General features: G+C 64.7%; 15 protein-coding genes. 8 read left to right on the forward strand and 7 right to left on the reverse strand.

Going from position 1 to position 20687, the window contains the following annotated elements:
• Window positions 1-2052, forward strand: a complete 2052-nt coding sequence (locus KPL81_RS14085; protein ID WP_219792737.1) for a transporter permease — start codon at window positions 1-3, stop codon at window positions 2050-2052.
• Here KPL81_RS14085 and KPL81_RS14090 read toward each other — a convergent pair.
• Window positions 2046-3077 carry an AbrB family transcriptional regulator gene (locus KPL81_RS14090; RefSeq protein ID WP_338035628.1) on the reverse strand — a complete coding sequence of 344 codons (1032 nt, stop codon included), beginning with the start codon at window positions 3075-3077 and terminating at the stop codon, window positions 2046-2048. The genes KPL81_RS14085 and KPL81_RS14090 overlap by 7 nt on opposite strands.
• A gap of 79 nt (window positions 3078-3156) precedes the next feature.
• Between KPL81_RS14090 and KPL81_RS14095 the strand changes: the two genes are divergently transcribed.
• Entirely contained in the window at window positions 3157-3921 is a 765-nt protein-coding gene (locus KPL81_RS14095) for a TlyA family RNA methyltransferase (protein WP_219792739.1), read from the forward strand.
• Window positions 3922-3926: 5 nt separating this feature from the next.
• On the opposite strand, the gene mscK is transcribed toward KPL81_RS14095, so the two are convergent.
• Window positions 3927-7334, reverse strand: coding sequence for a mechanosensitive channel MscK (gene mscK, locus KPL81_RS14100; RefSeq protein WP_219792925.1), 3408 nt, complete (start codon window positions 7332-7334; stop codon window positions 3927-3929).
• Window positions 7335-7635: 301 nt separating this feature from the next.
• On the opposite strand from mscK, the gene KPL81_RS14105 reads away from it, so the two are divergent.
• The 4 genes from KPL81_RS14105 to KPL81_RS14120 all read left to right on the forward strand — a co-directional run bounded on the left by KPL81_RS14105 (window position 7636) and on the right by KPL81_RS14120 (window position 9774).
• Complete coding sequence (locus KPL81_RS14105; RefSeq protein WP_240549291.1) at window positions 7636-8658, forward strand: phospholipase A; 1023 nt, start codon at window positions 7636-7638, stop codon at window positions 8656-8658.
• Window positions 8659-8748: 90 nt separating this feature from the next.
• Entirely contained in the window at window positions 8749-9081 is a 333-nt protein-coding gene (locus KPL81_RS14110) for an ElaB/YgaM/YqjD family protein (RefSeq protein ID WP_209477581.1), read from the forward strand.
• The gene (locus KPL81_RS14115) at window positions 9081-9482 is read left to right on the forward strand and encodes a phage holin family protein (protein ID WP_219792741.1); all 402 of its coding nucleotides are present in this window, start codon (window positions 9081-9083) and stop codon (window positions 9480-9482) included. The genes KPL81_RS14110 and KPL81_RS14115 overlap by 1 nt, the downstream gene beginning before the upstream one ends.
• Entirely contained in the window at window positions 9466-9774 is a 309-nt protein-coding gene (locus tag KPL81_RS14120) for a YqjK family protein (protein WP_219792742.1), read from the forward strand. The genes KPL81_RS14115 and KPL81_RS14120 overlap by 17 nt, the downstream gene beginning before the upstream one ends.
• Before the next feature lie 70 nt (window positions 9775-9844).
• Here the strand turns inward: KPL81_RS14120 and KPL81_RS14125 are convergent, their stop codons facing one another.
• The 4 genes from KPL81_RS14125 to KPL81_RS14140 form a co-directional block, all read right to left on the reverse strand.
• The gene (locus tag KPL81_RS14125) at window positions 9845-10495 is read right to left on the reverse strand and encodes a hypothetical protein (protein WP_219792743.1); all 651 of its coding nucleotides are present in this window, start codon (window positions 10493-10495) and stop codon (window positions 9845-9847) included.
• Between the two features lie 63 nt (window positions 10496-10558).
• Window positions 10559-11524, reverse strand: a complete 966-nt coding sequence (gene egtD, locus KPL81_RS14130) for an L-histidine N(alpha)-methyltransferase (protein ID WP_219792744.1) — start codon at window positions 11522-11524, stop codon at window positions 10559-10561.
• Between the two features lies 1 nt (window position 11525).
• Complete coding sequence (gene egtB, locus KPL81_RS14135; RefSeq protein ID WP_219792745.1) at window positions 11526-12839, reverse strand: ergothioneine biosynthesis protein EgtB; 1314 nt, start codon at window positions 12837-12839, stop codon at window positions 11526-11528.
• A 142-nt stretch (window positions 12840-12981) separates the two neighbouring features.
• Complete coding sequence (locus tag KPL81_RS14140) at window positions 12982-14196, reverse strand: BaiN/RdsA family NAD(P)/FAD-dependent oxidoreductase (RefSeq protein ID WP_219792746.1); 1215 nt, start codon at window positions 14194-14196, stop codon at window positions 12982-12984.
• A gap of 364 nt (window positions 14197-14560) precedes the next feature.
• Here KPL81_RS14140 and KPL81_RS14145 point away from each other — a divergent pair, with 364 nt between their 5' ends.
• Both KPL81_RS14145 and KPL81_RS14150 read left to right on the forward strand, forming a co-directional pair.
• The gene (locus KPL81_RS14145; RefSeq protein ID WP_219792747.1) at window positions 14561-15703 is read left to right on the forward strand and encodes an efflux RND transporter periplasmic adaptor subunit; all 1143 of its coding nucleotides are present in this window, start codon (window positions 14561-14563) and stop codon (window positions 15701-15703) included.
• A complete protein-coding gene (locus KPL81_RS14150) occupies window positions 15703-18813 on the forward strand; it encodes an efflux RND transporter permease subunit (RefSeq protein WP_219792748.1) in 3111 nt (1036 codons plus the stop codon). Before KPL81_RS14145 ends, KPL81_RS14150 begins: the two co-directional genes overlap by 1 nt.
• A gap of 48 nt (window positions 18814-18861) precedes the next feature.
• On the opposite strand, the gene KPL81_RS14155 is transcribed toward KPL81_RS14150, so the two are convergent.
• Window positions 18862-20658 carry a thiamine pyrophosphate-requiring protein gene (locus tag KPL81_RS14155; protein ID WP_219792749.1) on the reverse strand — a complete coding sequence of 599 codons (1797 nt, stop codon included), beginning with the start codon at window positions 20656-20658 and terminating at the stop codon, window positions 18862-18864.
• Between the last annotated feature and the right edge of the window lie 29 nt (window positions 20659-20687).

Consider the following 20687-nt stretch of genomic DNA (forward strand, 5'->3'; position numbering starts at 1 on the left):
GTGACCACGAACCGGCACACGCAAGACGCCAGCCAGTCTCCGGCGGGTGATGACAAACTGCGGGGCTTGCTGGCGAACCTCGACGAGGCGACCGCCCTGCTCGGCGAGGCGCGCGACTTCGCCAAGCCGGGCAAGATCTCCCGTGTGCTCGACACAGCGCGCCGCGTGCTGCTCCAGCCCAGCGGGGCCGCAGCCTTGGAGAGCCGTGCCAAGGCACTGGAGGAAGCAGGCGTGTTTCTCGGCTCGGACTGGGCAACGCCGCAGTACCTGCTGCCCAACCTTACTACCCACTCGCTGAAGAGCCCCGACGCCGCTACGGTGGTGATCGAGGCGCTAAGCGAGCTGCGCCTGCTGGCGGTGGCCAAGGGGGACTATCCGCACCCTCTGGTTTCTGCCGAGCAGGCCCACCACTACCTGACCCAGGTGATGGCGCTCAACCTGTGGCTGCTGTTCAGCGCGCCCAGTGAGGCAGAGCGGGAAACCCAGGGCCGAATGGCACAGATTCCCCGCCACCTCTTTCAACACCTGGCCGCGCGTATCGGCTATGAGCATATCATCGACAAGCTCATCGAAGAGATCTGGCGCATCCTCCAGCAGCGCCCCATTCAGGTAGACTCGGTCAAGCAGATGATCACCCAGATCGCCATCTGCCAGGCCGATCCCGATATCGACCTGGGCACCAGCGGCCAGGGGGCCGATCGCCTGGTGAGCTCTCTCTACGGACCGTCACAGGCCAGCCGGGAGGATCCGGGGCTCGAGGTCTACCGTGAACGACTCGCGAGCATGGACAATGCCGCCCTGCAGGGCGAGGCCACCGGCTTCGCCCGTGCCATGCACGACACCGGGCTGGTATCGCCCTACCACCCGGTGCTGCTGCGACATCTCATCGAGCATAACGATCATCTGCTTGCCGAGGCGCTGGGCCTCTCCTCGACCGGGCGCGACTGCCTGATGTGCTACCGGGAGCTGGTGGTCGCCCTGATACGTGGCGCAGTGCACCCTGCCACGCCGCAAGCCGTCTATGGCCTTTCGCTGACACTGGAGCGCGGCATTCTCTATCAGCCTCCCGTGGCACCCGCACTGTGGCGACAACTGGGGCTGACGCTATCGGAGTGGTCCCAGGCACGGCTCAACCTGGCTCTGGGGGAGGCCGTCTCTCCTCGGGCTCGCCTGCTGGAAGGGGTTCTCTGCATGCTCGGCCTGCCACTGGGAGTAGGCCAGGGCAACAACCCGACCTGCCAGTCAGCAAGGGCGCTCTCGATGTGGGCCTACAATGACCCCGACTACCTGCTGCAGATGGTGGCCTGGGCAGCCCGCGACGATGAGATCGTCATGCACTTCGAAGGGCAGGCCATCTCCTCGATGGAGAGCCTAAGCGGCGTGGCCCAGAACCTGCCCATGGATCTCGACCCGGTTTCCCTGATCGTGGTGCCGCATCTCGACCGTATCTATGCCGAGATGGGACGGCGCTGCGCCGATCGCGACGGCGATCCGCACCGCTGGGTCAATCCGGAATTCCACGGCTGGTGGTCGGGCCGGGGCTTTCGCATCAATGTCGACGTCGCCACCGGTCAGTTGCACGATCTGGATGCCTTCCTGCGCCACTTCTACGCCAGCTACCACCCCTATTACAACGGCAACCAGCCGCTCATCCACCCGCAGCCGGCCGGTATCGCCGTGACCGACAGCGCAGCGCGGTTCATCGGCTGGCACGCCATCACCGTCCTGCGAGTGTCGCTGGATCCGGCGGATGTGATGCGGGTCTACTTCTACAACCCGAATAATGACAGCGGCCAGGACTGGGGCGATGGCGTGCGCGTCAGTACCGCCGGCAACGGCGAGCGCTTCGGCGAGGCCTCGTTGCCCTTCGAGCAGTTCGCCTCGCGTCTCTACATCTTCCATTACGATCCGCTGGAACGCGGCGAACTGGCCCAGATCCGCCAGGAGGAGCTCGACCGGGTGACGCAGTACATCCACCGAAGCTGGGGCGCCAATCGCATTCCCTCGGCGGATTTGCAGGCCGATGCCGGCCCGCGACCGCAGGATTACTGATCGAGGCGACTTGACAGCCAGCGTGCCCAGAACGGGGCGAACAACATGAGCGCCACCATACGCAGCAGATGGTGAAAGGCCACGAACACCGGGTCGAGGTCCAGCGCCACGGCCAAGATCGCCATTTCGCCGATTCCGCCGGGCGCCAGCGCCAGCAGGGCCACGTCACGCGGCACGTCGACCCAGCGGTGAATCAGCTCAGCAAAGCCGGCCAGCACCGCCAGCGCCACCAGGGTCGCAACGAAGGCTTCGAACAGGTAGCGCCCCAGACGCGCCGAGGAGAGCCCGCGAAAGCGTGATCCGATGGCACAGCCCAGCACCCACAGCATCAGGTTCATGCCCACATCCGGCAGGCTGAGGCTGGCGATGTCGAGGCCGGAGAGCACCCCCGCGAAGAGCAGCGGCGTCAGCAGCGTCGGCGTGGGCAACCGCAGCCAGCGCCCCACTGGGAAAAGCAGCGGTAATGCCAACAGCATCCAGGAGGAAGTAAGCTCGCCGTCCACGGCAGCAGCCACCTCGGCACCGCTGGCGCCCTCGTAGAACCAGAACAGCGGCGGCAAGATCAGTACCACCAGCACCACTCGCAGCGACTGAGCGATGGCAATGCGCCGCGGGTCGCCGCCGCACGTCTCGCCCATCAGAATCATCGCCGTCATGGCGCCGGGTGCCGACGCGAACCAGGCGCTCACCGAATCGAAGCCGCAACGCCGGTACCAAGCCGCTGCCGCCGCCGTCGAGGCGGCCACCCCGAGCAGCAGCAACGCGGCTGAGAGCGGCCAGTCCAATACGCGTTCAGCCAGCTGCGGCGTCACCTGGCTTCCCAACACCAGGCCGAGCACGCCGAGGAAGACCTCTCGCAACGGCTCGGGAATGCGCACGTCGACGCCTCGGGCGGACACTACCAAATTTGCCGTCAGCGGCCCCAGCATCCAGGCCAGCGGCATGCCAATGAGCTGGAACACAAGCCCACCCACTACCCCGATCGCCAGCGACTTGGCCAGCGCCGTTCTTTCGCTACGGTCCACTCGGCTCCCTTCTGTTAACCGGCTAACGAAATCAGTATGCCATAATGCACGCCTTGTTTTTGGCCGCCGGAGACATGCCATGCCCCGCCTCGATCAACTGCTCGTTCACCAAGGCCTGGTCCGTTCGCGCACGCGGGCACAGCGGCTCATCCGCCATGGTCGGGTGAGCCTGGCGGAGACCGGGCGGGTGCTGCGCAAGCCGGGCGAGAAGCTGCCCGAGGAGACACATCTAGTAGTTTCCGAGGATGCCGAGGAGCGCTATGTCTCACGCGCGGGCTTGAAATTGGAGGCACTGATCGAAGCCCTGGGAATGACGCTCGAAGGCAGGCTGGTACTCGACGTGGGCCAGTCCACCGGCGGTTTCACCGATTGCGCCCTGGCCTACGGTGCACGCCATGTGATAGGCATCGAAGTGGGCCATGACCAGTTGGACACCGACCTGCGCGCCGATCCTCGCGTGACCTGCCTGGAAGGGATCAACGCCCGCGCCATGGCCAGCGACCCCCGCCTGCGCGAGGCGCTCACTGGCCTCGGCGTCACGGCCCCCGATCTGGCGGTGATGGATGTCTCCTTCATCTCCCAGAGACTGATCCTGCCGCAGCTTGCCGCCCTGCTGCGTCCGGGCGGCGAGCTGCTGAGCCTGGTCAAACCTCAGTTCGAGGTCGGGCCGGGTGGCGTCAATGCACGCGGCATCGTCACCGACCCCCGGCGCTTCGACGATGTGGAAACCGCGATCCGCGCCTGCTGTGCCGAGCAGAACTTGGCGATACGGCATTGGCAGGAAAGCCCGATCACCGGCGGCGACGGTAACCGCGAATTCCTGCTCCAAGCGGTGAAGGGCTGACAGCCTCAGCGACCGCCGTCGTCTCCTCCTCCATCAATCTCGATATCCCCCGGGTCTCCGCTCGCCCCGGGGGGCGGGAATGATTCCCGGCCACCGTCGGCAGGCCTCACTGTCTGCACCTTCTTCTGCATCTCGCCATCGGCGCGATGCAGCCAGACATCGAGCTGGTTGAAGGCGATATCGATGCCGTATTCGTCAAACAGCTCGCCGACTCGACTGTTGATCTCGTCGGTGGCGAACAGACGGTCGCCGAGCGAATTGACGAAAACACGCAGCTCGAAGGTCAGCGTGCTCTCGCCGTAGTTCATGAAGAACACTTGCGGCTCGGGGTCACCCAGCACCCGTGGGTTCTCGTCGGCGACCTGACGCAGCAGTCGGTGCACCAGGCGCTGGTCCGAACCGTAGGCAACACCGAAGGAGAGGACGACCCGGGTGATGGTGTCCGACAACGACCAGTTGATCAGCTGATCGGTGACGAAGGTCTTGTTGGGGATGATGATCTCCTTGCGGTCGAAGTCGGTCACCGTAGTGGCGCGTATGCGAATGCGGCTCACCGTGCCGGTGAGGTTGCCCAGGGTAATGGTGTCGCCGATGCGCACCGGCCGTTCGAACAGGATGATCAGGCCCGAGACGAAGTTGGCGAAGATCTCCTGCAGACCGAAGCCCAGACCAACACCCAGCGCCGCCACCAGCCACTGCAACTGGCTCCATGCCACCCCCAGAGTGGCCAACGCCGCGACCAGCCCGGTACCGATGATTGTGTAGGAGAGCAGTGTCGAAATGGCGTAGGCGCTGCCCTGCTTGAGCTCCAGCCGCGACAGCACCATCACCTCGAGCAGCCCCGGCAGGTTGCGCGCCATCACCAGTGTCAGCACGACGATCAGAGCCGCGGTGAAGATATCGGCGACCGATAGCGCATTGGTGACGAGCTCCGAGCCGGCCCCTTCGCCGGCTTCCCAGATCGCGATGTCGTTCAGATAGCCCAGTACCGTGAGCAGGTCGGTCCACACCAGGTAAAATAGCAAGGCAAAGCCGATCAGCAGCAGCAGCTTGGAGAGACGCAGTGACTGCTGGTTGATCTGTTCCATGTCCAGCGGCGGCTCTTCGACGACTTCGAGACCGCCCTCGGCGCCCTCTTGGGCCTGGGTACGCCGCCGCATCAACGCACGGCGAAAGGCCAATCGGCGTGCCGCCACCGCCAGGCCACGTACCACCGACGCCTCGACCAGGATCCACATCGCCAAGAGATAAAGCGTGATGACGAAGCGGCCGACCAGGCTCAGGGCGGTATATTCGAAGCCGGATACGATCAGCCCCACCAGCACCAGCGGTACGGCAGCCATCAGCAAGCCCAATATCAGGCGGAACAGCTTGACGCCGAAGAAGGGCGTATGCGCCAGGATCAACCGAGCCAGCAGAACGCTCATCGCAAGCAGCCCGGTCAGCAGCAGCGTCAGCGCAATGGGCCGCGTGGTCAGGCTGATTTCGCCATCGCGAGCCAGTGCTGAAATCAGCAGTACGGGTACCAGGGCCACGCCGAGCCAGCCGAGCAGCCAGCGTAGCCGCGAGACGTAGCCCGACGGCCAGTAGAAATGCTTGGTGGCCACCCCGTCGCGCACCAGAAGACGCCGCGACCAGGCCAGGAAGGCCCAGGCCAGGGCCAGATGCAGGAAAGCCTGCCCAAGGCCCGAGGCGATCCCCGACTCAATGGCATCGAGCGAGACCCCGACGCCCGCCAGAGTCAGCGGCCCCGGCAAGGCCAGCAAGGCGTTGAGCGCAACCGCGAGCGGCGTGTGCGCCTGGGAGTCACTGCGCAGCCTGCCGATCTGCTCATGCAGCACGGTCAGCCGACGCTGTACGCGGCGCCGTAGTCCCAGCAGCACGACCGCCAGCAGCACGAAGGGCGCCCCGGCCAGGGCCTCTCCCCCTGGCAAACGCCAGTGCACCGGCAATACCTCCCGCCACTCGCCCTGTTGCCATTCGGACGTCAGGTTGGCGGGCAGTTGGCGAAACCAGGCCAGATCCAGCGGACGGGTATTGGCAATCCAGAACAGCTGCTCGTCGATGGTCGTACGTAGCTCGCGCGACGTGTCCAGCAGTTGCTGCTGGTTGAGCTGCAGCTCGATCGCCGCACTCAACAGGCCGCCATAGGTCTGCTCGAGCTGATCGACGAGCTGGCGACGCGAGTGATAGAGCCCCTGCAACGACTCCACCAGCGCTTCGCTGACTTCGACGCCGGCCTCTTCGAGACGTTGGTTGGCCAAGCGCTCGCTCTGGCGCAGGGAGTCGCGCTGGCGCACCAGGTCGAACTGACGCAGACGCAGATCGGCGATCTCGTCCTGCAGGTTACGCCTTGCATCGACCTGAGGCAGCGAGCGGCGCTGCTCACGCAGGATACGCGAGAGCAACAAGCTGCCGCGTATCGCCTCGATCTGCTCGTTGAGGCTACGCTCGAGCTGGCGAACGTGATCGAGCTGGCTGCGAATCGCCAGGCTCTCGCGCACCAGGCCATTGTGGCGATCGTTGGCCCGCAGCAGTTCGAGGCTCAGCTCGCGATTGACCTGCTGGGCGCGTTCGAGCACCGGATGGCCCGCCTCGAGCAGCGGGTCGTCTCTGGCGGCATCGGCAATCGCCTGTTCCGTAGCGATGCGGCGCTTACGATCGATCACGCTCTGCAGCAGCGTCAGTTCGGCTTCCTGGCGTGCGATCTGCTGGGTCAACAGGTCGCGCCGCTGCTGCGCCAGTTCGCGCAGCCGCGTGTTGCTGCCCAGCTCGCGCTGGCGCAGGCGCAGCGTGCGCTCGGCCAGGCGCCGTTCGACCTCGAGCTGCCATAACTGGGGAGAATCGTCACTCGCCCCCTGCCCTTCCAGCGCGTCGAGCGACCGGCGCGTCCGTTCGACGGTCTGCATCGCTTCGGCAATGGCCTGCTGGGCACGCTCCGGCAGGGTCTGGGCGGAAAGCAGGCGGGCGTTCACATCGGCCAGACGATCCTGTTGTTGCTGCAGCTCGAAGACCGCTTCCTGATGGCGATATTCCAGCTCATCCAGCGGTATATCGTCGAGCTCGGCGATGGTGCGATCGAGCGCCGCCTCCTCCTCCTCGAGAATTTCCCGCTCCAGGCGAAGCAGTTCAGCGGGGGCCTCCTCCAGCCGCTGTTCCAAGGCCTCGAGCTGCTCCTCTATACCCTGCAACTGCTCGAGGCTGCTGAGCGTGGCCTGCAGCGCGTCGATATCGCGCTGCTCGGCCTCGGTGGCGCTCGTGCCCTCCTCGGGTTGCAACTCCGCCAGGCGTTCTTCCACAGCGGCCCGCTCGGGCAGTGCATCCTCTGCCATCACCCGTCCGCAGACAAACAGCAGCAGGAGGCACCATACGATATAACGCCAGGGTGACCGGCCGGCCCGGCATCGATGCATGCAATAAGGCAATTCTTTCACTCTTACTCTCTTGATAGGGCTCCCGTGGGAGGGCTCATGCGCTCATGCCTGGAAGCGCTCTTCGCTTCCAGCCGATTCTCGGCCCGGAAGTCCCGCATGGCAATGGAAAGACCGTGGCCTCCCCGTATCGTTCACGATTCGCTTGCCTCTTGCCATGCGGTGTTTTGTGCCGATACGGTTGACTTGCGCCTCCGACATGGTAGAAACGGCGTTCATACACGCTTCCTTCGGTCCCGCTGCCATGATGCTTCGTTGTTCGTCCCCCAAGGTTCTCGTTGCATTGCTGCTGATCGGGTCCGTCGGCAGCGCCATGGCCCAGGATGGCCAGCTCAGCGCTGAAGAACGCGCTGCAATCGAAGCACGCATCGAGACGCTCAGCCAGGAACTGGATACGCTGCGCCAGCAGTTGGCACAGGATCGGTTGCAATCCGGTGAACGGGGCCTCGGTCTTGGCGAGATCATCACCATCGCTTCGGAGCAGGAGCTCGAACCGGTGGAGGAACGTCGTCAACTCGAGCGAGAGTCGTCGCGCAACCCCTTCGCGATCACCACCCACCGGCGCAATTACCTGCTGCCGCTGAATTATGATCGTCGCCCGAATGAAGCCGTCTTCGGTGACGTCGATCGCGACGGCACCCCCGACCGCGCCGAGGTCAAGTTCCAGTTCAGCGCCAAGTTCAACCTGGTCGAGCGACTCTTCGGCGACCACGGTGGCGATCTCTATTTCGCCTATACCCAGCGCAGCTGGTGGCAGGCCTACAATGCCGACTCCTCCTCGCCCTTCCGCGAGACCAATTACGAGCCGGAAGTCTTCGTCGACTTCGAGAACCGTTGGTCACTGCTCGGCTGGACCAACATCAACAACCGGGTGAGCTTCAATCACCAGTCCAACGGACGCTCCGGTGACATGTCGCGCAGCTGGAACCGCGTGATCCTGGAATCAACATTTCTCAACGACGACTGGTTGGTCAGCGTGGCCCCCCATTGGCGTGTCCCCGAGTCCGAGGGCGACGACGACAATCCCGATATCGAACGCTACATGGGCTACGGTACCATCGGGGTGGCTCGGCGCTTCGGCGACAGCGAGCTCGGCGTGGAGTGGCACGGCAATCCCAGTGCCGGCAACATGGGCACGCGAGTGGATTACTCGTGGCCGCTGCACGGCAACATCCGAGGCCACGTGCAGTACTTCTACGGCTATGGCGACAGCATGATCGACTACGATCACCGCACCCAGCGCATCGGCATCGGCTTCAGTCTCAACCCGATCTTCTCGGGCAATGGCGGTCTGTTCCCCGATTGATCCCCGTCAGTGACGCAGCGAAGCGGCGTTGAAGTCGTAGTCGCTAATGCTATGCTGAGCCTGTGAACCCATCGTCAAAGGAAGACTCTCATGGCCTCTCGCACTCCGCATGTCGACGAAACCACCCGTCAGTTGAAGGAAGACCTGCACCAGTTGAGCCATACCATCGAGGAACTGGTCAGTGCCACCGCCGACGATTCGCGCAGCAACGTCAAGGAGCTTCGGGCGCGCGCCGAGAAACGCCTGAAGGATACCCGCGAGCGTCTCGAAGCCCGCGGTGAAAGACTCTACGGGGAAGCCCGCGACAGCTTGCACCATCAGGCCGATGCCTGCGATCGCTATGTACACGACAATCCCTGGACCAGTATCGGCATCGGCGCCGCGGTAGGCGTGGTCATCGGCATGCTCATCGGGCGTCGCTGATGGCGTCGAGTGAAGGACCGGTACAGCGCCTGTTCGTCATCGGCAAGCGCCTGCTGGCAAGCCTGGTGGCCACCGGCGAGACACGCCTGCGTCTCGCCGTGCTGGAACTCGAGGAGGAGCGTGCCCGCCTCGTCACCCTGCTGTTGCTGCTGGGCCTGAGCCTGGTGCTGATCCTGCTGGGACTGGGCATGCTCACGCTGCTGGTGGTGGTGCTGTTCTGGGACACCCACCGCCTGGCCGCCATTCTCCTGTGCGCCGCCGTGCTGCTGGCCGGTGGCGGCCTTTCCGCCGTCCTGGCCCTGCGCCAGGCCCGACGCCACACCCTGTTGAAGGAAACCTTGACCCAGCTCGCCCTGGATCGACACCTGGTGGAGGAGCAACGCGATGCGCCGCGACAGTAACCGACACCAGGGACCGCCCCGTTCACAGCGCAAGGCCGAACTCGTCGCCATTATCGAACAGCAGCGCATCGACATTCTGGTCGCGGCGGAACGCTGGCAACGCACATCGGTATCCCTCGATGCGGGCTGGCAACGCCTGAAACGCTACCGAGCACTGGCATACCTGGCCGGCGGTGCCCTGCTGGTCAGCGGTGCCCGTCATCCCGACTCGCTGATGCGCATGATGAAGCGAGCCGCTGCCGGTGGCTTGCTGCTCAGCCGGGCGCGCCAGCTCCTCCGGCAGGTACGCTGAGCTCGGCTATCCTCCCGACGCAACAGCGCCGATTATCGACGCATGGCTTCCTCGCCGAGGCCAAACCTTCTCATAGTTGCGCCTCGGCGTGATGACGCCGGTGGGCCACGCCCGGCACCCACTTCATACAGCTCTCGCCACGCTTGAGCCGCTTCTCGATGAAACGGCGGGTACGGCGCTGGCCTTCACTGGTGTCGGTGGACCATACCGCCAAGGCCGCCAGGAACAGGCTGGTCAATGCCATCTCCTCTACCTGGGCACGCCGGGTGCCATAGCGCGCCTCGAGCCTCGCCGCCTCACGCAGCCACTGAACGGTACGCGACAGGTCGAAGACCATCGGCACCCAGGTATGCGGGTGAGGCAGGTGCGCCTTGGCCTTGAGCATATCAACGGTCACCTGCCGATGAGCCGTGTAGGTATCGAACCAGGCCTGCAGACAATGTTCGATCCGTACCCGCTCCGGCCAGTCATCGAAGGTATCCGGCTTGCCAGCCAGCATGGCGCGCCAACCGCGCTGGAACCAGGCGTTGGCCACGTCGTCCATGCCACGAAAGCGCTCGAGTACCACGGACATCGGTAGATCGAGGCTGCGAGCCACCTCTGACAGACGCACCGCACGCCAGCCGTAGATCTCGGCCTGGCGCACGGCCTCGTCGACGACACGGTCGGCAAACGCGCTGCCCTGTAACTCGGAGGAATCCTGAATCGCGATCATGGTCATGACGGGCCCTCTGCTTGCGGCGGGTTCTGTCATGCAGCATAGACCGGTTTCCCATCGGAGCCATCAGACCACACGTTCCAGATAGTGGATGCAGAACAGTGAGTCACGATCGGTCCAGTGTGCCCGTGGCTCGAAGCCGGCACGACCGGCCAGCTCGCGGAAACCGGCAATGCTGTACTTGTAGGAGCTCTCGGTGTGCAGGCTCTCGCCCGCATCGAACTCGACGCGCTCCCCCGCCACGCGGATGGCCTGATCGTAGAGGCTGACCAGGTGCATCTCGATGCGTGAAGCGCTCTCATTGTAGAACGCACGATGCTGAAATCCCTGCGGCTCGACCTCTGCCTCGAACTCGTGACGCAAGCGCTGCAGCAAGTTGAGATTGAAGGCAGCGGTGACGCCGGCAGCGTCGTTATACGCAGCATCGAGAATCGCGCGGTCCTTGATCAAATCGACGCCGACGAGCAAGCCCCCACCGGCCGGAAGTAGCCTCGCCAGTCCCTTGAGAAAGCCTTCGGCCTCCTCGGGGGTGAAGTTGCCGATGCTCGAACCGGGGAAAAAGGCCACCGGACGCTCTCCCGCCAGACCTTCCGGCCAGGCCATGGGGCGCGTGAAGTCGGCGCAGGCGGCATGCACCTCGAGCCAGGGATAGTCCACCGCCAGCCTGCGGGTACTCTCGAGAAGGAAGTCGCGTGATATGTCCACCCCAAGGTAGCACGCCGGATGCAGCGCCTCGAGCAGCAGGCGCACCTTGCGGCTAGCGCCGCTGCCCAGCTCGATCAAGGTAGCATCGCGACCCACCACTTCGGCAATATCGGCGGCCGCGGCACGCAAGATCGCCTGCTCGGTTCGGGTAGGGTAGTACTCGGGCTGCTCGCAGATGGCATCGAACAGTTCCGAGCCGCGGCGGTCGTAGAAGAACTTGGGCGATGTGCACTTGGGCGTGGCGGTAAGCCCTTCCAGCAGTTCCTCGCAAAGCGAACCCGCCTCCTCTTGCGGGTGCTGATCGTGAAAGCGTACGAGCGAATCCATGTCAGGCCTCCCTGGCAAGCCGAAAACCGGAGAATGCCCAGCGGGCATGAGGCGGGAAGAAGTTGCGGTAGCTCGGCCGGATGTGGTCGGCCGGCGTAGCACAGCAGCCCCCACGCAGCACCATCTGCCCGGACATGAACTTGCCATTGTACTCGCCCAGGGTACCGGGCAAGGGGCGAAACCCGGGATAGGGCCGGTAGGCGCTGCCGGTCCACTCCCAGACGTCGCCATACAGCTGGCTCGCGGCATCGATACACGGCGACGCAGCTACCGGCTGCAGGTGGTCGCGCTCGACGAAGTTGCCACTCATGGCCGCATCGCGGGCGGCCACCTCCCACTCTGCCTCGCTGGGCAGACGCCCCCCGGCCCAACGAGCGTAGGCATCGGCTTCGAAGAAGCTCACGTGGACCACCGGCGCATGCAAGTCCACCCGACGCAGCCCGCCCAGGGTGAAGTGGTACCACTCGCCGTCACGCTGGACCCAATACAGCGGCGCCTGCCAGCCCTCCTGACCGACCTGCTGCCAGCCATCGGAGAGCCAAAGCTCGGGGCGCGCGTAGCCGCCATCTTCGATGAAGGCCAGGAACTCCGCATTGGTCACGGGTCGGTTGGCCAGTTGGAACGCCTCGAGGAACTGGCGATGGACCGGCCCCTCGTTGTCGTAGGCGAAGCCCGATTGCAGGTCATGACCAATCTCACGGACGCCGGCATCATGCGCGAGCCAAGTCAGCTCACCGGGTGACTCCGTCGGCGGAGGAGTCAGATCGTCGCGATAAGCGGGACACAGCGGGTTCTGCGCCAGGATATGCTTGATATCCATGAGCAGCAGTTCCTGGTGCTGTTGCTCATGATGCAACCCCAGCTCGACACGACGCAGGATCTCCTCGGCATGCTCGGGCGGCGGTGATGCCAGCAACTCCGCCAAGGCCGTGTCGACATGGGAGCGAAAGCGGTACACATCGGCCACAGTCGGGCGCGACAGCGTGCCGCGTCGGGGCCGTGGGAACGGCACGCCGTGAGTGTCGTAATAGGAGTTGAAGAGGTGATCGTAAACCGGATCGAGCGTTCGGTAGCTAGGCTGGAAGGGGGTGAGAATGAAGGCTTCGAAGAACCAGGTGACGTGGGCGAGATGCCACTTCGGCGGGCTGACGTCATCCATGCTCTGGATCACGTAGTCCTCGGTACAAAGCGGCTCGCAGAGCCGCTCCGAGGCTCGGCGAACGCGCTGGTAGCGTCTCAACCACTCCTTGGCATGCAGCGTATCGAGTGTTTCCAACTGTTGGGAAGCTTCCAACTCGTGAGCTAGCAAGGGCATGGCGCACTCCTTTGACGACCCTCGTTCGGAACGAACCGATTCCCCCAGCGTAGCAATGCCCCCGGGAACGCCCGGTTACATTAAGTAAAGTTTTGTCGCGCCGGCACGACCGCATGGCCGAATGCCGGTTTCGTGGGAGAGGCTAGAGCGCCTGGCCGCAGGCAACGCCCGAGGCCCAGGCCCACTGGAAGTTGTAACCGCCGAGTTCGCCGGTGACGTCTAGCACTTCGCCGATGAAACGTAGCGGCGGCAGCCCCTCGACGCTGAAATCCTTCGACGAGATCGCGGCGGTGTCGACGCCGCCCATGGTCACCTCTGCGGTACGCCAGCCCTCGGTGCCGGCAGGCTTGAGACGCCAGCGCCCGAGACGCTGCTGCCACGCCTCGATGCGAACATTGGAGAGTTCGGCCAGGACTGGATCCTCGCCATACCATTCGACCAGCGCCTGGGCCAGGCGACGCGGCAAGCTCTCGCCGAGCCAGGTGGAGAGCTGGCGGCGCGGCGTCTCATGGCGCGCCGCCGCGAGCGCCTCGCTGACCGTGAGATTCGGTAGCAGGTCAATCTCGAGCTCGTCACCAGGCTGCCAATAGCTCGATATCTGCAGCATGCCTGGGCCGGAAAGGCCGCGATGGGTGAACAGCATCGGCTCGCGATATCGACGCTCGCGCCCCGGACCGAGGCGCTGACCGTCACGTACGGCGCTGACCGCTACGTCGCAGGCCACCCCGGCCAGACCGGCCGCTCGCGCCTTCCAACCGGAGGTGAGGGTGAAGGGAACCAGCGCCGGCCGCGTCTCGGTGACCTCCAGACCGAACTGGCGAGCAACCTCGTAACCGAAACCGGTGGCGCCCATGGTGGGTATCGAAAGCCCACCGGTAGCGATCACCACGGCACCGGCTTCGATGCGCCCCAGGGAGGTGTCTAGCCGCATGCCTTCACCTGCGGTTTCGATGCGCTCGACGGAAGTTTTCATGCGCAGTTCCACCCCGGCCCATTCGCATTCGGTGAGCAGCACATCGAGCAGCTCCTTGGCGGAATGGGCGCAGAACAGCTGGCCCGGTGCCTTCTCCACGTAGTCGAGGCCATGTCGCTCCACCAGCTCGACGAAATGCTCCGGGCGGTAGCGCTTCAGCGCTGAAATGCAGAAGCTCGGATTGGCCGAGAAGAAGTTGGCCGGGCCGGTGTCCAGGTTGGTGAAGTTACAGCGCCCTCCCCCGGACATCAGAATCTTTTTGCCCGGCTTGTTGGCATGGTCGATCACCAGCACGCGTCGCCCCGCATAGCCCGCCGTGAGCGCACACATCAGCCCGGCGGCACCCGCACCGACGATCACGACATCGAACCCTGGAGACGGCATGGCAATTCCGTAGGCAGAAAGGAGGCCGATTCTAGCAGAACGGCCCGTCACCCGGCCAAGGCCGCGTTGCCCCTTCGACTCGAACTCATGCGACTTACCGCGCTTGTTTCTTCTAATGCTAATACAGCGTTTAGCATCAATTGGCGTGCGACTAAAGGATGAGAAAGAGGCAACAAGACGCGCGGTGAGGCACAAGCGGCGTTTGAATTGATGAATCTATACAACCCCTATACGATCAAAATGTAGAAGTAGAACCTCCGTTGTGAATTTGTTGTCACATTCGATGCTGCCAAAACGAGTAGGCTGTTAAGAAAGCGGCCATGGACGGGCCCCTAGCGACTGCCGAATCATCACAAGAGCCCCTATGAACAGATCGCCTTCCCTTGCTCTCTCTCCGGTCCAGCGACTGGCTTCGCTGGCCGGCCCGGTATGGCTGGCCGCCACTCTCCTCCTGGCCACCCTGCTGTCACTGGTCAGCGCCCTGCCCGCGGTGGCCCAGGAGCGTACTGCGGTGATCGGTGCCCGCGCCGAGATTCAGCCCTGGTCCGACCCGCTGGAGGCGCTCGGCACCCTGCGCGCCGACGAGAGCGTGACGCTATCGGCCACGGTGACGGAGATCGTCGCCGAGCTGAACTTCAGCGACGGCGAGGCGGTGGAGGCCGGCCAGCTGCTGATCCGGCTGGAGGACGGCGAGGAGCGTGCCCAGTTGCGCGTCGCCCAGGCCCTGCGCGACGAGCGTCGCGGTGCGGTCGATCGCCTGAGCCAGCTGCAGAGCCGCAACATGGCGCCACGGGCCGACGTGGAGGACAGCCAGGCGCGGCTGCGCCAGGTGGAGGCAGAGATCCAGGCGCTGGAGGCACGGCTGACCAACTACCGCCTGCGCGCCCCGTTCGATGGCGTGGTGGGGTTTCGTAACATCAGCCTGGGGAGCCTGGTCACCCCCGGCACCGAGCTTGTCACGCTGGACAAGATCGACGTGATGAAGCTCGACTTCAGCGTGCCGGAAGTCTACCTGGCAATGCTCGCTCCCGGGATTCCGCTCACCGCACGCAGCGTGGCCTTTCCCGACGAACTCTTCGAGGGCGAAGTGGCCAGCGTCGGCTCGCGGGTCGACCCCGTCAGCCGCAGCGTCACGGTACGCGCCGAGCTCGACAACCCCGAGCGTCGCCTGCGCCCGGGCATGCTGATGGAGGTCGTGCTACAGCGTCGCCCGCGCCAAGCGGTGGTGGTACCCGAATCGGCGCTGATACCCAGCGGCGACCGCCAGTACGTGCTGGTCATCGACGAGGCCGACGAGAATCGCCTGGAGCGCCGCGAAGTACGTGTCGGTGAGCGCCGCGCTGGCCAGGCCGAGATTCTCGAAGGGCTCGAGGCCGACCAGCTGGTGGTCTCCCATGGGGTGCAGCGCGCCCGCGAGGGCGATCGGGTGCGGCTACTGGGCATCGCCAGTGAGGAGAATTCGATTCGCGAGATTCTCGAGGCGCATCGCGAAGAAGGAGACGCCTGATGCGGCTGTCCGACGTTTCGGTCCAGCGGCCGGTGCTGGCGACGGTGCTGGCGCTGTTGATCGTGGCCTTCGGCCTGCTCTCGCTGCAACGGCTATCGCTGCAGGAATACCCCTCCATCGTCCCACCGGTGATCAGCATCGATACCCGCTATCCCGGCGCTGCGGCCAACGTGGTCGAGTCGCGGATCACCCAGGTGCTGGAGGATCGCATTGCCGGTATCGAGGGCATCGAGGTGGTCACCTCATCGAGCGAGGACGGCCGCTCGCGGATCGATATCGAATTCGGCCTCGAGACGGACATTGACGCTGCGGCCAACGACGTGCGCGACCGCATCAGCGGTGCCCAGCCCAACCTGCCCGACGACGCCGATCCCCCCGAGGTGCAGAAGACGGACTCCAGCGAGGACATCGTGCTATGGCTGAGCCTGTCCGGCGAGGGCTACTCCATACCGGAACTGACCGACTACGCCAACCGCTACCTCGCCGATCGCCTCTCGGTGCAACCCGGGGTGGCGAGGGTACGCGTGGGTGGAGGAAGCGACTACGCCATGCGGGTGTGGATCGACCGCAACGCCCTGGCGGCACGCAACCTCACCGTCGGCGACGTGGAGAGTGCGCTGCGTGCCGAAAACGTCGAACTGCCCGCCGGCTCGATCGAATCCCGCGAGCGCCAGTTCATCGTGCGCCTGCCGCGAGCCTTTGCCGTGGCCGAGGACTTCCAGCGCCTGGCCATCGGCCAGGGCAGCGACGGCTCCTTGATTCGCCTAGGGGACGTGGCCCGGGTCGAGGTCGGCTCGGTGGACGACCGTTCGATCTTTCGCGCCAACGGCGTGCCCATGGTCGGGCTCGGCATGATGATGCAATCCACCGCCAACATGCTGGAGCTCTCCCAGGGCGTGCAGGCGGAAATGCAACGGCTGCAGGGTACCCTGCCCGAGGGCATGCAGCTGAGCCTCAACTTCGACGCCTCGGTATTCGTGGCCGGTGCCATCGAGCAGGTGGTACTGACACTGTTCATCGCCCTGGGCCTGGTGGTGGTGGTGATCTTCATGTTCCTCGGCAACGTGCGTACCACCCTGGTGCCCGCCGTGACGGTTCCCATCGCCGTGATTGGCGCGTTCATCGCGCTGGCGATAATGGGCTTTTCCATCAACCTGCTCACGCTGCTGGCGCTGGTGCTGGCCATCGGGCTGATCGTCGATGACGCCATCGTGGTGCTCGAGAACATCACCCGGCGAATGCACGACTACGGTGAGACGCCGCTGGTGGCGGCCTTCCGTGGCACCCGCCAGATCGCCTTTGCGGTGATCGCCACCACCCTGGTACTGATCGCAGTGTTCGTGCCGCTGAGCTTCCTGCAGGGCAACGTGGGCCGGCTGTTCTCCGAGTTCGCCCTGACCATGGCCGCGGCAGTCGCCATCTCCAGCCTGCTGGCGCTTACCCTCACGCCGATGATGGCCTCGAAGATCCTCAAGCCCGGCATGGACGACAGCCTGGCGGCACGCGGCGTGCAGTGGTTGCTCGAGCTGTCACAGCGCATCTACCGCTCGCTGCTCGAGGCGGTGCTCAAGGCACGTCTGGCCGTGCTGGCGGTGTTCGTCGCCCTTGTCGTCGCCACTCTGTGGGTGGCCGAACGGCTGCCCAACGAATATACCCCGCGCGAGGATCGCGGCAACTTCTTCATTCTCGTCAACGGGCCGGAAGGTGCCACCTTCGACTACATGCTGGATTACATGGACGAGATCGAGCTGCGCCTGCAACCGCTGGTGGACTCGGGCGAGCTCGAGCGCGTGGTGGTGCGCGCCCCGCGCGGCTTCGGCAACATAGAGAACTTCAACGGCGGCTTTGCCATCATCAACATGGCCGCCTGGGGAGAGCGGCGTAGCGCCTGGGAGATCATGGACGACGTGCGCGGGCGCCTGGCCGACCTTCCCGGCGTTCAGGCCATCCCGATCATGCGCCAAGGCTTCGGCCAGCGCGTCGAGAAGCCGGTACAGTTCGTGCTCGGCGGGGGCACTTATGAGCAACTCGCCGAGTGGCGCGACCTGATGCTCGAGCACATTCGCGAGCACAACCCGCTTCTTTCCGGCCTGGATAGCGACTATCGCGAAACCCAGCCGCAGCTGCGCGTGGATATCGATTACGAACGCGCGGCGGCTCTCGGGGTCACGGTGAGCGAGATCGGGCGTACCCTGGAGGTTATGCTGGGCGGGCGCAACGTGACCCGTTACGTTGACAACGGCGAAGAGTACGACGTCATCGTCGAGGGCGACCGGACCAGGCAGAACAGCCCGCGGGCGCTGGACAACATTCAGGTGCGATCGGCACGTTCGGGCGAGCTGATTCCGCTGGCGAGCCTGGTGACGCTGACCGACTTCGCCGGCGCCAGCACACTCAACCGTTTCAACCGAATCCGTGCCATCACCATCGAGGCCAACCTGGTGGAAGGCTATCCGCTGGGTGAAGCCCTCGATTACCTCGAGCGGACGGCCGCCGAGATCCTGTCCCCCGAGGCGCAGACCAACGTCGCCGGCCCCTCGCGGGACTACCGCGAAGCCAGTGGTGCCACCACCTTCCTGCTGGTACTCGGCGCGCTGGTGGTATTCCTGGTGCTGGCTGCCCAGTTCGAGAGCTTCGTCCACCCCTTCGTGATCATGCTCACCGTGCCGCTGGCGATGAGTGGCGCCCTGCTCGGCCTGTGGCTCACCGGTCAGTCGCTCAACATCTACAGCCAAGTGGGCCTGGTGATGCTGATCGGGCTGGCGGCCAAGAATGGCATCCTGATCGTGGAATTTGCCAATCAGTTGCGCGACCAGGGCCTGGCATTCCGCGATGCGCTGATCGAGGCCTCGATTACTCGCCTGCGTCCGATTCTGATGACCGCGGTGACCACCATGGCCGGCGCCATTCCGCTGATCGTTTCCTCGGGTGCCGGATCCGAGGCGCGCATGGTGATCGGCACGGTCATCATCGCTGGCGTGGCGGCCGCCACCTTTTTCACTCTGTTCGTGGTGCCGGTGGCCTACGACTTGCTGGCCCGCCATACCGGGTCGCCCGGAGAGGTTCGCCGGCGCCTGGAGGAGGAGATGGCACGCGCCCCAAACACCTGACCCGAGGTCGCTGACGCGGGGTCCACGAGTTGCGCCGGCAACGCTCACTCAATGCCGGCGCACCTTGGGCACGAACTGCCGCGCAAACTGCTTGAAGGAGGCCTTGACGGTCCCCAATGCATCCGGATCGCCGTGCAGCAGCGCCGACATGTAGGCCTGCGCCTGCTCGCGCTTGATGTGGGGAGGAATTGGGGGAATGTCGGGATCGGTGACGACCTCCAGCACCACCGGACGATCAGCCGTCAAGGCGCGATCCCAGGCACCGGCCAGCGCGTCGGGCTCGGTAACCTTGATTCCCTTGAGACCGATCAGCTCGGCATAATCCGCATAAGGAAAGTCGGGTAGGTTCTGGGAGGCCTCGTACTTCGGATCGCCTTCCATCACGCGCATTTCCCAGGTCACCTGGTTGAGATCCTGGTTGTTCAACACCATCACGATCAGGCGCGGATCGCTCCAGCGCTGCCAGTACCTGGCAATGGTCACCAGTTCGGCGTTGCCGTTCATCTGCATGGCGCCGTCGCCGACCATGGCGATGGCAACCCGCTCGGGATAGGCGAACTTGGCGGCGATGGCGTAGGGCACGCCGTTGCCCATGGTAGCCAAACCACCGGAGAGTGAGGCCATCATGCCGCGGCGTAGCTTGAGATCACGCGCATACCAGTTGGCGGCAGAGCCGGAATCGCTGGTCAGGATGCAGTTGTCGGGGAGCTTCGGTGAAAGCTCCCAGAATACGCGCTGCGGGTTGACCGGATCGGCGTCGGCCATGGCGCGCTCCTCGAGCACATCCCACCACTGCGCAACGCTGCTCTCGATGTGCTCGCGCCAGGCGCGATCGTGCTTCTCCTCCAGTAGCGGCAGCAGCGCCTGCAGCGTGCCCACGCTGTCGCCGACCAGATTCACCTCCATGGGATAGCGAATGCTGAGCATGCGCGGGTCGATGTCGATCTGTACGCCCCGTGCCTGGCCCTCTTCAGGCAGGAATTCGGAGTAGGGAAAACCCGAGCCGATCATCAGCAGCGCGTCGCAGTTGGCCATCAACTCCCAGCTCGCATTGGTACCCAGCAGCCCGATCGAACCGGTGACGAAGGGCAAGTCGTCCGGCAGCGCGGCGCGTCCAAGCAGCGCCTTGGCGACACCTGCACCCAGCTTTTCCGCGACCTGGATCACCTCGTCGGTGGCACCCAGCGCTCCGGCACCGACCAGGATGGCGACTCGCTCACCTTCATTGAGCACGGCTGCCGCCCGGCGCAGCTCCGCTTCATGGGGAACGACGCGCGGGCGAACATAGCCAACGCCGGAGTGAATCGTGCCATGGGCATGCGGCGGTGTTTCCACTGCCGGCTGCGACTGCAGGTCGTTGGGTACGACGATGGCGGTCACGGTGCGTTCCGAGAGAGCGATACGCATCGCCCGATCAATGAGATGGCGTACCTGGGCGGGGCTGGTCGCCATGTAGACGAATTCGTGGGCCACGTCCTTGAACAGCGAGACGAGATCTACCTCCTGATGATACTCGCCGCCCAGGGCGGCCCTCGCCTGCTGGCCGACAATCGCAACGACGGGCTGATGATCCTTCTTGGCGTCGTAGAGCCCGTTGAGTAGATGGATGGCCCCCGGCCCGGAGGTCGCGGTACAGACCCCGACCTCGCCGGTGAACTTGGCATGGGCGCAGGCCATGAACGCTGCCATCTCCTCATGACGCGCCTGGATGAACTCGAAGCGATCTTGCGCCCGATTGAGAGCCCCCATTATGCCGTTGCTGCCATCTCCCGGATAACCGTAGATACGCTTGACGCCCCATTCGCCCAGACGCCTGATGATGAAGTCGCCGACCTGTTCACTCATGCCTGTCCTCCAATAACCGCGACAGCGCT

It is taken from the genome of Billgrantia antri, from assembly GCF_019430905.1.
Taxonomy (GTDB): Bacteria; Pseudomonadota; Gammaproteobacteria; order Pseudomonadales; family Halomonadaceae; genus Halomonas; species Halomonas antri.

Coding starts and splice junctions, on each gene's coding strand:
- KPL81_RS14125 (WP_219792743.1), bottom strand. CDS start 10,495: ATGACCATGATCGCGATTCAGGATTCCTCCGAGTTACAGGGCAGCGCG.
- KPL81_RS14140 (WP_219792746.1), bottom strand. CDS start 14,196: ATGCCGTCTCCAGGGTTCGATGTCGTGATCGTCGGTGCGGGTGCCGCC.
- KPL81_RS14095 (WP_219792739.1), top strand. CDS start 3,157: ATGCCCCGCCTCGATCAACTGCTCGTTCACCAAGGCCTGGTCCGTTCG.
- egtD (WP_219792744.1), bottom strand. CDS start 11,524: ATGGATTCGCTCGTACGCTTTCACGATCAGCACCCGCAAGAGGAGGCG.
- KPL81_RS14115 (WP_219792741.1), top strand. CDS start 9,081: ATGGCGTCGAGTGAAGGACCGGTACAGCGCCTGTTCGTCATCGGCAAG.
- KPL81_RS14150 (WP_219792748.1), top strand. CDS start 15,703: ATGCGGCTGTCCGACGTTTCGGTCCAGCGGCCGGTGCTGGCGACGGTG.
- KPL81_RS14120 (WP_219792742.1), top strand. CDS start 9,466: ATGCGCCGCGACAGTAACCGACACCAGGGACCGCCCCGTTCACAGCGC.
- KPL81_RS14155 (WP_219792749.1), bottom strand. CDS start 20,658: ATGAGTGAACAGGTCGGCGACTTCATCATCAGGCGTCTGGGCGAATGG.
- egtB (WP_219792745.1), bottom strand. CDS start 12,839: ATGCCCTTGCTAGCTCACGAGTTGGAAGCTTCCCAACAGTTGGAAACA.
- mscK (WP_219792925.1), bottom strand. CDS start 7,334: ATGCATCGATGCCGGGCCGGCCGGTCACCCTGGCGTTATATCGTATGG.
- KPL81_RS14145 (WP_219792747.1), top strand. CDS start 14,561: ATGAACAGATCGCCTTCCCTTGCTCTCTCTCCGGTCCAGCGACTGGCT.
- KPL81_RS14110 (WP_209477581.1), top strand. CDS start 8,749: ATGGCCTCTCGCACTCCGCATGTCGACGAAACCACCCGTCAGTTGAAG.